Below are 13,981 nucleotides of genomic sequence, written 5' to 3'. Positions count from 1 at the left end.
AGATGGGAGAAGTGTTTGGATGCTAAACGTAACGGGCAATTTGCTTTAAGCTTTAGGCATTAAGCTGTAAGCTTCAAGCGAGTTAAAAAGTTTAATAAGTTTTTCAAAAAGCCTATCGCGTAATGCTTTAAGCTTATCGCAATTCTTAACGTTTTGAGAATTGGAATCTTTTTCTTGCTTTTTTCTGACCTGGCTTCTTTCTTTCCACCATTCTTGCATCTCTCGTAAGTAAACCAGCAGGTTTCAAAGCTAATCTGAATTCAGCATTGATTTCGCATAAAGCTCTTGAAATACCTAATCTGATAGCTTCTGCCTGACCTGTATTTCCACCACCGAATACGTTTACGGTAACGTCATACTGACCAACAGTCTCAGAAAGGATAAACGGTTGGTTCAATTTATAAACCATAACGTCTGTAGAGAAATAAGTTGCAGCATCTTTACCGTTTACTGTAATGTTTCCAGAACCTGGTCTTACATAAACTCTCGCTACAGAAGTTTTTCTTCTTCCGATTTTGTGAACTATAGACATAATTAATTATTTAAATTCGTTAACATTAATTGTTTTAGGCTGTTGAGCTTCATGTTTGTGCTCAGTTCCTTCATATAAATAAAGGTTCTTTAATAAAGCAGATCCTAATCTATTTTTTGGTAACATACCTTTTACAGATTTTTCCAATACTTTTAAAGAATCTTTCTTCTGAAGTTCAGCCGCAGTCATAGACTTCTGTCCACCAGGGTAACCTGTATGCCAGATGTAAGTCTTATCAGCCCACTTATTTCCGGAAAGCGTAATTTTCCCAGCATTCAAAACGATAACGTTATCACCACAATCTACGTGAGGTGTAAAGTTCGTTTTGTGCTTACCTCTCAAAATCTTTGCAACCGTAGAAGCTAGTCTTCCTAACGGCTGTCCTTCAGCGTCTACCACAACCCATTCTTTATTAGCAGTAGCTTTGTTCGCTGAAACAGTTTTGTAACTTAATGTATTCACACGTTTTAGTTAAAGATTAAACATAATTTTCCCCTAAAAGGGTGCGCAAAGGTACAAATAATTTTCGTAACCCAAAAACATATTTTATTTAATCTATATTCACGAAGATTTTAATACCATCTTAATAGATTCTAACGACAGTTCTAATTTTGGCACAGAACTTGTAAAATGAATCGCCGATGAAAAAAAACATTTAGAAGATTCTAAAAACACAAGCGATAAAGCAAAGAGTTTTATTCTTAAACTCTTTCTTTATTAATTTTTCTTAAAAGATTCCTGCAAAAGCTTACTGATATACTATTTTATATAGCAAAATATTTATATTTGCTCCCAAATCATATTCTATAATTCATGAGCCACGGAAAAATCAGAGAAGATAAAACCTGCCTGAACTGCGGGCATCAGGTTGAAGAAAGATTCTGCCCACACTGTGGACAGGAAAATATCGAAAGCCGCCATCCCTTTTATTATCTCTTTACTCACTTTTTTGAAGATTTCACCCATTATGACGGACAGTTCTGGGGAACGATGAAGAATCTTCTTTTCAAACCGGGGCGACTTACCAAAATCTATCTGGAAGGAAAAAGAACTCAATTTGTTCCTCCAGTAAAACTTTATATCTTCATCAGCTTCTTAACCTTCCTTTTCATTTCATTCCAGATCGCAGATATGAATTTCGGATTACAGGGAGCAGATAATGAGAAAAGCCTTAAAAAGGAAATTCAAAAAGCAGTTTCAGAAAATGACACTATCCGTAAAGACATCCCGGAGTCTCGCGATATTACCATTGGTATTTCTTCCGAAGACGGGGCACCATCTAAGTTGTCAGATACTAAAACCAGAGATACCATCAAAACTAACAGAAACGGTATAGACCTCAAAGAAGTATTTAAGAGTAAAAGTATTACTCAATCTTTTGGATTGCAGTCTATGGAGGATTTTGACAAGAAAGAAGAAAAAAACGGAAACAAATACGAAACGATCCGTCCATTTGTTGCCAAGGTATTTGAATTGGAAGAAAGAGGACATTCGCCACGTGAAATCGTTGATTTATTTATCAGGAGCTCTATTCAAAATTTACCCAAAGCTCTTTTTATATATCTTCCCCTGTTTGCTTTTCTTTTGTGGATATTTCACAGCAAAAAAAAGTGGTGGTATTTTGATCATGGTGTTTTTACACTCCATTATTTCTCTTTTTTATTGCTGCTCACCTTACTTATTTTTGTAGTGAATAAATTGTTGAGCTACTTTGACGAGAATACTTTTGTGATCGTCATGAAGATCCTTTTCATTTCAGCTGCTGTGATTTATTCAGGATGCTATTTCTTTATAGCTCACTACAGAACCTACAGAACCCATCCTGCGCTTACTATTTTAATCGGTGCTATCCTATTTATTATTAACTATGTCTTATTCCTCTTTCTATTGATAGGCTTAGGAGTAGTAAGCTTTTTACTGATGCACTAACGGCGCAGAGATTTGTTTGCTCTGAAACTTGCAATTAAGTAATACGCTACAAAAACCGTTGAAAATTTAAGGATTGAAGGAATGGCCAGCTCTAAGCTGAATACAAGTGTTCCTATCAGTACTAAAACAGCCATTGCCGCAAAAGAAATACCTAATTTTTGTGGGAGTGTAAAATTGGGGGTATCCAGATAATAAGCGATTCCCCATGCAATCCCAAAAGCCAGTGCATAATAAATATCCAGACCGACATTTTCAGAACTGTAAAAAAAATAATTGATCAGGAAACTAAGAACTGTTCCTAACGCAAAGTACATCAAAGCCTTTTTCATACTCTCTATATAATTCTGCAAAAATAGAGAATTTAATGATCATTATTAAACGAATGATTGTTAAGTTGGGGAAATAACAACCTATCCTTTTCAAACAACCTTCTTAAAATCAAATTATTAGACAAAACCAAAAGGTTCTTATTTTATTATTATATTTGAAAATTCAGAAATTTTCTAGATTTTTTATGGAAACCCAAAAATATACTCCAATCAACAAAGTGAGAATCGTAACCGCGGCGTCATTATTTGACGGACACGATGCTGCGATTAATATCATGCGCCGCGTGATCCAGGGAACAGGATGTGAAGTGATCCACCTTGGGCACGACAAATCAGCAGAGGAAGTTGTCAACACAGCGATCCAGGAAGATGCTAATGCTATTGCTTTAACCTCATATCAGGGAGGTCACAACGAATATTTTAAATATATCTACGACCTTTTGAGAGAAAAAAACTCGCCGCAAATCAAGATTTTCGGTGGCGGTGGCGGTGTAATTCTGCCTGAAGAAATTGAAGATATCATGTCTTATGGAATCGACAGGATTTATTCTCCGGATGACGGCCGTGAACTTGGTTTACAGGGAATGATTGATGATTTGGTTAAAAGATCAGATTTCGCAACAGGAAAAGACGTAACTGCAGAGGATCTGGATTCAATTGATTTTGAAAATTCCACCAGCATTGCGAAAATCATTTCTGCCGTAGAAAACTTTTCAGACGAAAAGCCGGAACTGGTAAAAGCCATTGACGAAAAATCAAAAGACTTAAATATTCCGATTATCGGTATCACTGGTACTGGTGGTGCGGGAAAATCTTCTTTAACAGACGAATTGGTAAGACGTTTCTTACGTTCCAATACAGATAAAAAAATTGCCATCATTTCTATTGACCCTTCGAAAAAGAAAACCGGAGGTGCCCTTTTAGGAGATAGGATTCGTATGAACGCGATCAATGATCCGAGAGTGTATATGCGTTCGATGGCGACCAGAGAGAATAACGTTTCCGTATCCCCTTTCATCCATTCTGCTTTGAATGTACTGAAACTGGCTCATCCGGATGTAATCATTCTGGAAACTTCGGGTATCGGTCAATCCGGCTCAGAAGTTTCAGATTTTGCTGATGTTTCCATGTACGTAATGACTCCTGAATATGGAGCATCTACTCAGTTGGAAAAAATCGACATGTTGGATTATGCAGATTTGGTTGCTTTAAATAAATCTGACAAACGTGGAGCTTTGGATGCACTTCAGGCTGTCAAAAAACAGTTCCAGAGAAACCATTTGTTGTGGGAAAGTCCATTGGATGATATGCCGGTTTATGCAACAAAAGCCTCTCAGTTCAACGATCACGGAACCACTGAACTATTCAACAGATTGATTGAAAAAGTAAACGAAAAGTTTTCAGCATTAAATCTGCAAGGTTTTGTTGAGCAGGAAGTGACGGACGAAGTAACGATCATTCCTCCAAAAAGAGTTCGTTATCTTTCTGAAATTGTTGAAAACAATAGACAATACGACGCCAATGTTGAAAAACAGGCTGAATTAGCCCGAAAAATGTATCATATAGAAGGAGTAAAAAGCTTCCTTTCCAATGAGACTTTAGATGCTGAATATCAAAAGGCTGAAAAAGACCTTCAACAGGAAAATATCGATTTTCTGAAAACATGGGATGACACAAAAGAAGCTTTCAAAGCTGAGTTTTATTCCTATTTTGTTCGTGGAAAAGAAATCAAAGTTGAAACTTCAACCGAGTCTTTATCCCATTTAAGAATTCCTAAAATTTCTTTACCAAAATACACCGATTGGGGAGATCTGATCAAATGGAAAGGCCAGGAAAACCTTCCGGGAGGTTTCCCTTACACAGCAGGAATTTATCCTTTCAAAAGAACTGGTGAAGATCCGACAAGGATGTTTGCAGGAGAAGGAGGGCCGGAAAGAACCAACAGAAGATTCCACTATGTTTCTGCGGAAATGGATGCCAAACGTTTGTCAACAGCGTTTGACTCTGTAACATTATATGGCCAGGATCCTGCTTTACCACCGGATATTTATGGTAAGATCGGAAACGCGGGAGTTTCTATTGCTACATTAGATGATGCTAAAAAGCTGTATTCGGGTTTTGATCTGGTGAATGCAATGACTTCGGTTTCTATGACCATCAACGGTCCTGCTCCGATGTTGCTGGCTTTCTTTATGAATGCTGCCATTGATCAGAATGTTGAAAAATATATTGCTGAAAACAAACTTGAAGCTAAAGTTGAAGCTGTTTTAAAAGCAAAATTTGATGACAGAGGTTTAGAAAGACCAAAATATAACGGAGAATTACCTCCTTCCAATAATGGTTTAGGATTAAAACTATTGGGAATCACAGGAGATGAAGTTATTCCTGCTGAAGCTTACGCAGAAATTAAAGCTAAAACGATTGCTACGGTTCGTGGTACGGTTCAGGCAGACATTTTAAAAGAAGATCAGGCTCAGAATACCTGTATTTTCTCTACTGAATTTGCTTTAAGACTGATGGGTGATGTTCAGGAGTTTTTCATTACTGAAAAAGTAAGAAACTTCTATTCCGTATCGATTTCAGGGTATCATATTGCTGAAGCTGGAGCCAATCCGGTTTCTCAGCTGGCATTTACACTGGCCAACGGTTTCACTTATGTGGAATATTATCTGAGCCGTGGAATGGATATCAATGATTTTGCACCCAACTTATCTTTCTTCTTCTCCAATGGTATCGACCCTGAATATTCAGTGATCGGACGTGTAGCCAGAAGAATCTGGGCAAAAGCAATGAAAATCAAATACGGAGCAGACGAAAGAAGCCAGATGCTGAAATACCACATCCAGACATCGGGACGTTCTCTTCACGCTCAAGAAATTGATTTCAACGATATCAGAACGACGCTTCAGGCACTTTATGCGATCTATGATAACTGTAATTCTCTTCACACGAATGCTTATGACGAGGCGATTACCACTCCTACTGAGCAGTCTGTAAGAAGAGCAATGGCGATCCAGTTAATTATCAATAAGGAATTAGGGTTAGCCAAAAACGAAAATCCATTACAAGGTTCATTCATTATTGAAGAATTAACTGATCTTGTGGAGGAAGCTGTCTATACAGAATTCGACAGAATTACGGAAAGAGGCGGTGTTCTTGGTGCTATGGAAACCATGTACCAACGTTCAAAAATCCAGGAAGAATCGATGCATTACGAATGGCTGAAACATACAGGAGAATATCCGATCATCGGAGTGAATACCTTTCTTGGAAAAGATGGTTCGCCAACGGTTCGTCCGGGAGAAGTGATCCGTTCTACTGAAGAGGAAAAGCAGGTTCAGATTGAAACGCTTCATAATTTCCAGAAATCGAATGAAGATAAATCTGAGGAAGCCCTTAGAAAGCTACAATATGCCGCCATCAACCAGCAGAACTTATTTGCAGTGATGATGGATGCCGTGAAATACTGCTCTCTTGGACAGATCACCAACGCCCTATTTGAAGTGGGTGGTAAATACAGAAGAAATATGTAAAGGCAGTGCCGTAGACAATTATTGACTACTAACTGCATCAACAATTATAAATTAAAACCTCAAGGAATTTTCTTTGAGGTTTTTTTGTATTTTTTTTTCTGACGCTGATAACACGAAATTATTTTTGAACTGTTAAAAAATGATTCCTGTTTTCAGTATTTACCAGATTTCTTTATTTTCGCAAACATAAAATATCTATTTTTATAGTATACCATGAAAAACACAGTACAAAAAATTCAAGTTCTTATTGCCTTATGTCTTGCGGTTTTTTTATTTTCCCAGAAGCGTGTAGAAGATTTTACAATCAGTCTTCCTGATCAGAAACTGGAGAAAAGTTATTATAAAACCATTACATTAATCGATAACCGAATAGATACCACTTCTCTTGGGATTGTCCAAAAAGGGGCATTCAATACAAAAGCGAGGGTAGTTCCCACGACCAGTTTACCGGATCAGTTTCAGAATCTCTTACAACACATCAATGGAGCCAATACAGAAGAAGGCACCATCGTCATGTATCTGAAACAACTCTACTTTGCGGAAGTCACGGGAGCTTTCAGCGAGCATGGCTACTGCTATTTCCAGGCCTATCTATTTGCAAAGAACGATGATGGAATGTATTCTTATCTTGATAAAATAGATTCTGTCATCGACCATTCTTCAATGGATGTTACCAAAGCGACCATGAAGAAAGGAAGTGAGATGGTAAGCGATTTTATCCGTAAAAACATCTCCAAAAAAGCAGCGGAAACCAATCACTACACCTTAGACGATATCAAGAATTTCGACAATATTGAAAAACAAAAACTGGCTCTTTATAATTCGGAAACCTTGAAAGACGGGCTTTATAAAAATTATGAGTCATTCAAAAACCAACAACCTGACAAAGAGATTGTTAATCCTAAATTTTATGGAAAGTCGTCTAAAATCATCAAAATATATGAGATGACGGATGGTAAAGAAAAAGAAGTTAAGAAAAATGACAACTATGCTGTAGTATATCAGGGAATTCCATATCTCTACGTTCCTGTTGAAAATTTATTTACAAAAACTGAAAAAAGAGATGGTGATTTTTACCTCATCGGTAAGATCAAAGGAACTGCTAAAACCGGAAATGTGATGACGGCTACGGTCTTTTTTGGCATAGTTGGTGGTTTAATTGCAGCCAGCCCTGCCTCTTATCCTTTTGAACTAAAAGTTGATTATCTGAACGGCGCATTCATTCCGATCAAAGAAGTAGAAAAACAATAATTCCTACCTATCCCTTATCTATCAACCTTCTATCACCAGGAAGGTTGATATTTTTAATTGACAAGCCATATGAAACCAAAAGCCGTATTCAACTGGAGCAGTGGAAAAGATTCAGCTCTTGCCCTTTATAAAACCCTGCAGGAGAACCAGACTGAAGTAACAACTCTGTTGACCAGCATCAACGAAGAATTTCAGAGAATTTCGATGCATGGTGTTCATGTTTCACTTTTGGAGAAGCAGGCTGAAAGTTTGGGAATTCCCTTAATTAAAATGGAACTTCCAAAAGAACCTTCTATGGATGAATACCGGGATCTGATGAATAAGACCATGTCTGAAATTCAGGCAATGGGAATCACCCAATCCATCTTTGGAGATATCTTCCTTGAAGACCTTCGGAAATACCGTGAAGAACAACTGCAATCAATCGGAATGGAAGCAGTCTTTCCGCTCTGGAAAAAGAATACTACCGACCTTATCCATGAGTTTCTTGATCTTGGTTTTAAAACGGTTGTTACCTGCGTGAATGAAACGTATCTCGATAAAAGTTTTGCAGGCAGAATAATTGATCAAGATTTCATCCGTGATCTTCCAAAAAACGTTGATCCATGCGGAGAAAACGGAGAATTTCATACGTTTACTTTCGACGGCCCTATTTTCAAAGAACCTGTACAGTTTGAAATCGGGGAAACGGTAAAGAAAACCTATCCTAAACCTAAAACCGATGGTGAAGATCAGGAAGGAGAATATATTTTCTGGTTCTGTGATCTGAAGCTTAAATAATGGATAGGAAAACTTCGTTTTAAATTCATTAAAAGCAAAACGCGTTTTTAAGAACTAAAAATATTTTGTGAAATTTTCCACGATTCATAAAAGTACTAATGATCTGTGCACTGCTTTTGTAAAAAATGAGTAATAAATTAAAACATTTCCAATTGATCAGCAATAATATTTCATATTTCCTGCCCTGTTACATTGAGCGGTTTTTCTTATTTTTGATAGACAATGCTGTAAAAATTTATTTCCCATCACAAAATGACACAAAAAATTTCTTCCCTTCTTGTATTTATTCTTCTTGTATCCGGTTTAATTTCATGTAAAAATGAACCTGCTTCCGCTATTGCTCAACCCATTAATAAAAATGCGGTTATCGATTCAACAATTACCGCTTTCCAGACCACTCTTTTGGAGCAGCAGATTGATTCTGTTTTTAAAAAATATGATTTCAACGGAAGTATTGCTGTATTTAAAGATTCACTTCAGCTGTACAGAAAAGAAAATGGTTATTCGGATTTTAAAACGAAAACAAAGATGGACAGCACTACTGTTTTTGCCATCGGGTCTGTAAGCAAGCAGTTCACTGCGGTACTCATCCTTCTTCAGATGGAACAAGGAAACCTGAATATTACTGATAAAGCATCCAAATACCTGAAGGAATTCAAATTGAAGGAGTATGAAAACATTACGATTCACCAGCTTTTAAACCATACTTCAGGGCTCAATATGTTTGGAGGAAAACTGATGTTCAGAAGTGGTTCAGATTTTTTTTATTCCAATGACGGTTTTAATGCATTGGGAAAAATTGTAGAAGCCGTTTCCGGAAAATCGTATGATGAAAATGCTCAGGAACTGTTTAAAAAAGCAGGAATGCCCCATTCTTCTACAGCAAATGTTTTCGAAGGAAAGAATTTTGCGAGCGCTTATCTGGGCAACGGGAAAAGTTTTCAGGTAGTTCCCGATATGCCGAAGCGACTGGCTGGAAAAGACATCGGAACTCCGGCTGGCGGTATTCTTTCTACCATAGATGATCTTCACCAATGGAACAGTGCTCTGTATAGCGGAAAGATCCTGAAACCCGAAACGTTAAAGCAGTTTAGTTCTAAAAGCGCAGAAAGGCATCATGCTATTCTGGGTAAAATGGGTTACGGCTACGGAATTATGATGAACATCGGAAAACCTGAATGCTATTTTCACAGCGGCTATGTAAAAGGCTCTCCGTCTCTGAATATTTATTATCCGCAAACCAAAACATCGGTGATTATTTTATCCAATATTGCAAATGAAGAAAAAGGAAAGAGTTCCACTTTCCGACCTCACATGGAAGTTAAAAAAATCACAGATCATCTGGAAAACACCTTATTACAGCTTAAATCAAAACATTCACTTTCTTTGTATTCCAATAGAGAAGCTGAATCTGAACAGCAGTAGCGAACAAAAAGAAAGGTTTTATCATGACGGAAAGAACCATTTTTAAATCCTGAAAGAAGAAAGGAGTACATCCAATTACCAACAGTCCTACCAACAGGTTTTTTAACAACAAAGGATGGAAGCTGATTTGTGTATAATGGTACAGCTTCATTTTTCTAAAGATAAAATTATATCCCGAAAGTCCAAATATGATGGCAAAAGCTACTATCTGCACCTCATTATAAAGATCTGGTTTTATATAGAGTACAATTAAAAAACACACGCAACTCAGTAAAGCATATCCTGTCATCTTTCTGAATCTGTTCTGAAGAATATCTTTCTCAATTCTGGAGATTTTTCTGGTTGAAAGTAAGTCTGCTTTTATCATTTCAAGCTCATAGCTCCAGTTCATTTTGGTTTGAAGAAAAGCTTCCTGAAAACCTGTATTATGTTCTTCCATCAGGTTGGTGATCTGAAGGATAAAATGGTCTTTGATTTCCAGCAAAAGCTTCTGATCCAGTTTTTTTGAAAGAAGGTACTGTATGATTTCAGTTTCCTGCGCAGTATTTATCATATCTATATCATTCGGGTTATTATATTATTTTTAAAATGAGCTTCCTGTGTGTATTATTTAACTGAAGGTTCAAGAAAATTATGCAATTTTTTCAGTGACTTTTTATGTTCATAGAAATTGAGTAATGTAAAGATAATAGCCGTTTGCAGTAAAAAAGGAATCAGTAATGTAACAATAACTCCAAAGATCTCTGTGGTATTTTGATTTTTGAAAAACTGATAGGCGTAATGTCCGTTTTTTCCAACGACCTGTATCATGGAAACGGCACTTATCACCATCAGCCCCACATTCTTTTGGTACATTGTATAAAAGCATTTTCCTTTGTATTTAAGGTCCGCCTTTGTATATTTCCATATCTTCATATTGAAAATCCAGACCGCAACCAGTGCCAGCAGGAACACCCCATTCATTAATCGGAAAAACAATTTGTATTCTTCTTGATTTTTTGAAGAATAAATGAGAAGCAGGTTAATCCCAAAGAAAATAAGTCCTATTAAAAAAGATTTCTTCAGCAGGCTATTGTATTTTTCCTTCATTACTTTTTTGGCAATCAAAGGAAGTTCTACAGGGGAAAATAAAAGATAGCTGACCATTTTGAATTCGCCGTCCCAGGATTTTTTCACTTTCAGAAATGCATCTTCAAAACTCAGATGTTCATTGATCCGGATATCTGAAATCTGCGAGATCATATGGTCTTTAATTTCCAGTAAAATGTCAAGCGGAAGCTGTTGAAAAATAAGATAATCTGTAACCTGATTTTCCTGTGTTTCAGTCATCATATGTTAAAAATGGCATTTAGATTTAATAAATAACTTTTCATTTCATTCTCCTGAACAGCCTGATCTTTTTTCCCTTTTTCAGTCAAAAGATAATATTTTCTGTCTCTGCCATTGATTTTTTGAACCTCCGAAGTGATCATTCCATCATTCTCCAATTTATGCAGCAGCGGATACAACGCACCCTCCGTCATTTCAAGCTCTCCTTCTGTAAGCTCTTTTGCCCGCTGGGTAATTTGATAGCCGTACATTTTTACTTCTTTTGAAAGCAATTTCAGAATAATGTTCTGGAGTGTTCCTTTATAGAGGCTGTTTTTTTTCAAATGACGATATTTTTAATACCTTACAAAACTATGCATAATTTTCTTATGTATGTAAATTTTATCAGAAAAAATGTATTTTGTTGTATGAAAAAAATGTATTTCATTGCGGTTTACCCTCCTCAGGAAATCGTTGAAGAGGTAAAGGCATTTAAAAAAGATCTCGCATTGAATTACGAAAATTCAAAGGCGTTAAAAAATGATGCGCATATCACTTTATTCCCTCCTTTTTCGAGAGCGCTTGAATTGGAAAGTGACATCCATGCTGCTTTTCAAAAAATAGACACCAATCTCTCTCCTTTTGAAATTACATTAAATGGTTTTGGGAGTTTCCCCAATCCTAAAAATCCGGTGATTTTTGTACACCCCGAACCCAATGAAAACCTACATATTCTTTATGAAAGGGTAAAGCAATATTTCAATTTCATTCCCTATTCTTTCACCCCTCACATCACGGTTGGATACAGGAACCTTAGTTATGATAATTACCTGAAAGCGTGGGAGATTTACCGGGAAAAAGAATTTAAAACTAAATTCATAGTTGACAAAATAACGCTCCTCCGCCATGATCAGGAATGGATTCCCATTGCAGAAAAGAGGCTGACAGAAAACGTCAACAAACAATAAATGCCGCCTTATACAAGCGGCACTCTATTTTGAATCTTATCCATCTATTCTTTAATGATTTTCTGGGAAATGATCATTCCGTCATTTTCATAAACATTAACAAGATAGTTTCCAGCCGGAATATTTTTAATATCTACCCACAATGTTGAACGATCTTTCAGTTCAGATTTCCCTCTGATGAGTTTTCCTGAAGCATCATACAATTCAACTCTTGTATTACCTGAAAAATCCTGTTTTCCTCTGATGAAAAATTCGCCATCGGAAGGGTTAGGATAAATACTGTATCGTCTTTCTTCTGCTTTTACCTCTGTCATTTTGCGAGCTGAAGATTTATTCAGCGTCCAGGTGACATTGGTAAAATGAACGGTACTGTGATTATTGACCTTTAGCAATGGGTTATTATCATTAACAGAAAAGATCAGGGTATTATTTCCGGCATTCAGCTGGGAAGGAGAAATAGTAATTGCGTTGGCCGTTGAGGCCAGCAGTGTCCCGTTCAGCTTCCAGGAATTGACCAGGGTATTAGGAATCGGAAGAATTTCATTCACCGTAAATGTTACATTAGAGTTGGCGTTGACCGCTGAAGTATTCGCAGGGGTGTAAGAGTCCACCGGAGATACCAATGAGTGAATTTTTTCAATAATAGCTTCTTTACAGACCGAGCAGAACTGCTGGTTAAGATACCTCATCTCGCAACTTTGATGAGGACGGAACCAGGAAGGGCTTTCAGCAAAAGAATAGACTCCTACTCCATTGGTTCCTACCCAATTTTTCCACTTTACGGTAGCAGGATTTGAGGTCTGCGTTTTGTTAGGTGATTCCCCGGAACCGGAAAACCAGTATTCATCAGCCAGCTTTCCAAACGAATGTCCTAATTCATGAACAACAATTTCATTGGATGAACCATTGAGCGAAGCAAATGCATACGCACCACCGCATCCTCCATATTCTGTAGAGTTCCCCAGCACATAGGTAATATCGTAATCCGGTACATTGGCGGCAAGCACCTGACCTACTTTGTTTGTCGTATTGCTGTACATACAACGATGGACCCCGAAATCAAAGGAGGATCCAAGATAATTACCGGGATTAGAAACGGGAATTACAGGTTCTGTCACATCGGTGGCTGTTCCCGGATGTTTTACTCCGGAAGCGGCAGAGACTACTTTCACTGCGTAGGCGTTGAAATAGTTTTTATATTCCGTATAGGGGCTTTTTGTAAAAAGATAATTGACAGTGGCCTGTGCAGATGAAACGAAGGAATTTTGCTGAGCAGTGGTAAAACCATCACCTAATACTGCAATAATAATTCGTTTGTCGTTCGTTCCGTTCTGAAGAAGAGGAACCGTCTGGAAAGTCTGTGCAGCACAGCAGCTTCCGATTAATAAGGCTAATAAAGTTTTTTTCATGATTAAAGTTTTTGAGTGAATACAATCTGTGTTCCTGAATCAGTAACTTTCTCGATTTTTACCATTTGAATGTGTTCAGAATAGGCATATCTGACACTGAATTCTGCATTGTCAAGGGATATTTTCTTTCTGCTGACTCCCTCTTTTTCGTATACTTCCATTTCGGGATGCAGCGGATTTTTCACGAGCTGCTTGCTCACTTCTTTCCCTCCAGAATCAGATAGAATGACAATCAGATCTCCGCTTTCAACTTCACTCCTGTCGAAAGAAGGGCTGAATTTCAGTTTTCCTTCTGTAATTTTCTTTTCCTGAAGGACAATTCTTTCTTCTCCGGAAGCTTCTTTATCAGTCTGAAAAAACAGATAAACAATCTTGCCTTCTTTCCGGATCTCAGCACCAGCCGTTTTATCCCACCAATAGCCTAATGCGCTGTTTTTCTGAAAGCTGCACAGTAGCAGTACGGGAACCATTAAAAGATTAAATAAATTTTTCATGACATTTTTTATTTAAAGTTATA

The 13,981-nt window shown here is 37.3% G+C and carries 14 protein-coding genes; 6 read left to right on the top strand and 8 right to left on the bottom strand.

Annotated features, from left to right (window positions below; translation table 11 throughout):
- Positions 1 to 145: 145 nt before the first annotated feature.
- Together rpsI and rplM are read right to left on the bottom strand one after the other, a co-directional pair.
- Positions 146 to 532: a 30S ribosomal protein S9 gene (gene rpsI / locus EG346_RS08685; RefSeq protein WP_042722891.1), complete on the bottom strand. Its 387-nt coding sequence runs from the start codon at positions 530 to 532 to the stop codon at positions 146 to 148.
- Positions 533 to 538: 6 nt separating this feature from the next.
- A complete protein-coding gene (rplM, locus tag EG346_RS08680) occupies positions 539 to 994 on the bottom strand; it encodes a 50S ribosomal protein L13 (protein WP_034706094.1) in 456 nt (151 codons plus the stop codon).
- 351 nt (positions 995 to 1,345) lie between these two features.
- On the opposite strand from rplM, the gene EG346_RS08675 reads away from it, so the two are divergent.
- Positions 1,346 to 2,461, top strand: coding sequence for a DUF3667 domain-containing protein (locus EG346_RS08675; RefSeq protein ID WP_123878050.1), 1,116 nt, complete (start codon positions 1,346 to 1,348; stop codon positions 2,459 to 2,461).
- On the opposite strand, the gene EG346_RS08670 is transcribed toward EG346_RS08675, so the two are convergent.
- Positions 2,458 to 2,790 (bottom strand): hypothetical protein, encoded by a 333-nt coding sequence (locus EG346_RS08670; RefSeq protein WP_073329222.1) that lies wholly within the window; start codon positions 2,788 to 2,790, stop codon positions 2,458 to 2,460. The two genes, EG346_RS08675 and EG346_RS08670, sit on opposite strands and share 4 nt — an antisense overlap.
- Before the next feature lie 185 nt (positions 2,791 to 2,975).
- On the opposite strand from EG346_RS08670, the gene EG346_RS08665 reads away from it, so the two are divergent.
- The 4 genes from EG346_RS08665 (at position 2,976) to EG346_RS08650 (ending at position 9,779) form a co-directional block, all read left to right on the top strand.
- Positions 2,976 to 6,323, top strand: a complete 3,348-nt coding sequence (locus tag EG346_RS08665; RefSeq protein WP_073329219.1) for a methylmalonyl-CoA mutase family protein — start codon at positions 2,976 to 2,978, stop codon at positions 6,321 to 6,323.
- A gap of 213 nt (positions 6,324 to 6,536) precedes the next feature.
- Positions 6,537 to 7,574, top strand: coding sequence for a hypothetical protein (locus EG346_RS08660; RefSeq protein WP_123878048.1), 1,038 nt, complete (start codon positions 6,537 to 6,539; stop codon positions 7,572 to 7,574).
- Positions 7,575 to 7,643: 69 nt separating this feature from the next.
- The gene (locus tag EG346_RS08655; RefSeq protein WP_123878046.1) at positions 7,644 to 8,354 is read left to right on the top strand and encodes a Dph6-related ATP pyrophosphatase; all 711 of its coding nucleotides are present in this window, start codon (positions 7,644 to 7,646) and stop codon (positions 8,352 to 8,354) included.
- Positions 8,355 to 8,606: 252 nt separating this feature from the next.
- Positions 8,607 to 9,779 carry a serine hydrolase domain-containing protein gene (locus EG346_RS08650; protein WP_123878044.1) on the top strand — a complete coding sequence of 391 codons (1,173 nt, stop codon included), beginning with the start codon at positions 8,607 to 8,609 and terminating at the stop codon, positions 9,777 to 9,779.
- Here EG346_RS08650 and EG346_RS08645 read toward each other — a convergent pair.
- From EG346_RS08645 to EG346_RS08635, 3 genes are read right to left on the bottom strand one after another with little or no spacing between them, the layout of a single operon-like run.
- Positions 9,718 to 10,332: a hypothetical protein gene (locus EG346_RS08645; RefSeq protein WP_123878042.1), complete on the bottom strand. Its 615-nt coding sequence runs from the start codon at positions 10,330 to 10,332 to the stop codon at positions 9,718 to 9,720. The two genes, EG346_RS08650 and EG346_RS08645, sit on opposite strands and share 62 nt — an antisense overlap.
- Positions 10,333 to 10,385: 53 nt before the next feature.
- A complete protein-coding gene (locus tag EG346_RS08640; RefSeq protein WP_123878040.1) occupies positions 10,386 to 11,111 on the bottom strand; it encodes a hypothetical protein in 726 nt (241 codons plus the stop codon).
- Positions 11,108 to 11,431: a PadR family transcriptional regulator gene (locus EG346_RS08635; protein WP_076508939.1), complete on the bottom strand. Its 324-nt coding sequence runs from the start codon at positions 11,429 to 11,431 to the stop codon at positions 11,108 to 11,110. Before EG346_RS08635 ends, EG346_RS08640 begins: the two co-directional genes overlap by 4 nt.
- A gap of 84 nt (positions 11,432 to 11,515) precedes the next feature.
- Here EG346_RS08635 and EG346_RS08630 point away from each other — a divergent pair, with 84 nt between their 5' ends.
- The gene (locus EG346_RS08630) at positions 11,516 to 12,055 is read left to right on the top strand and encodes a 2'-5' RNA ligase family protein (RefSeq protein WP_123878038.1); all 540 of its coding nucleotides are present in this window, start codon (positions 11,516 to 11,518) and stop codon (positions 12,053 to 12,055) included.
- Positions 12,056 to 12,099: 44 nt separating this feature from the next.
- Here EG346_RS08630 and EG346_RS08625 read toward each other — a convergent pair whose 3' ends face one another.
- Positions 12,100 to 13,464, bottom strand: a complete 1,365-nt coding sequence (locus tag EG346_RS08625) for a T9SS type A sorting domain-containing protein (protein ID WP_123878036.1) — start codon at positions 13,462 to 13,464, stop codon at positions 12,100 to 12,102.
- A 2-nt stretch (positions 13,465 to 13,466) separates the two neighbouring features.
- Positions 13,467 to 13,958, bottom strand: coding sequence for a hypothetical protein (locus EG346_RS08620; protein ID WP_123878034.1), 492 nt, complete (start codon positions 13,956 to 13,958; stop codon positions 13,467 to 13,469).
- Positions 13,959 to 13,981: the final 23 nt, after the last annotated feature.

It is taken from the genome of Chryseobacterium carnipullorum, assembly GCF_003815695.1.
Taxonomy (GTDB): Bacteria; Bacteroidota; Bacteroidia; order Flavobacteriales; family Weeksellaceae; genus Chryseobacterium; species Chryseobacterium carnipullorum.
This window is presented reverse-complemented; position numbering and strand designations above follow the sequence as displayed.

Bases quoted from the DNA above. Each gene is read 5' to 3' on its own strand.
- EG346_RS08660 (WP_123878048.1), top strand. From the start codon at position 6,537: ATGAAAAACACAGTACAAAAAATTCAAGTTCTTATTGCCTTATGTCTT.
- EG346_RS08645 (WP_123878042.1), bottom strand. From the start codon at position 10,332: ATGATAAATACTGCGCAGGAAACTGAAATCATACAGTACCTTCTTTCA.
- EG346_RS08650 (WP_123878044.1), top strand. From the start codon at position 8,607: ATGACACAAAAAATTTCTTCCCTTCTTGTATTTATTCTTCTTGTATCC.
- EG346_RS08675 (WP_123878050.1), top strand. From the start codon at position 1,346: ATGAGCCACGGAAAAATCAGAGAAGATAAAACCTGCCTGAACTGCGGG.
- EG346_RS08630 (WP_123878038.1), top strand. From the start codon at position 11,516: ATGAAAAAAATGTATTTCATTGCGGTTTACCCTCCTCAGGAAATCGTT.
- EG346_RS08620 (WP_123878034.1), bottom strand. From the start codon at position 13,958: ATGAAAAATTTATTTAATCTTTTAATGGTTCCCGTACTGCTACTGTGC.
- EG346_RS08640 (WP_123878040.1), bottom strand. From the start codon at position 11,111: ATGATGACTGAAACACAGGAAAATCAGGTTACAGATTATCTTATTTTT.
- EG346_RS08625 (WP_123878036.1), bottom strand. From the start codon at position 13,464: ATGAAAAAAACTTTATTAGCCTTATTAATCGGAAGCTGCTGTGCTGCA.
- EG346_RS08655 (WP_123878046.1), top strand. From the start codon at position 7,644: ATGAAACCAAAAGCCGTATTCAACTGGAGCAGTGGAAAAGATTCAGCT.
- rpsI (WP_042722891.1), bottom strand. From the start codon at position 532: ATGTCTATAGTTCACAAAATCGGAAGAAGAAAAACTTCTGTAGCGAGA.
- EG346_RS08670 (WP_073329222.1), bottom strand. From the start codon at position 2,790: ATGAAAAAGGCTTTGATGTACTTTGCGTTAGGAACAGTTCTTAGTTTC.
- EG346_RS08665 (WP_073329219.1), top strand. From the start codon at position 2,976: ATGGAAACCCAAAAATATACTCCAATCAACAAAGTGAGAATCGTAACC.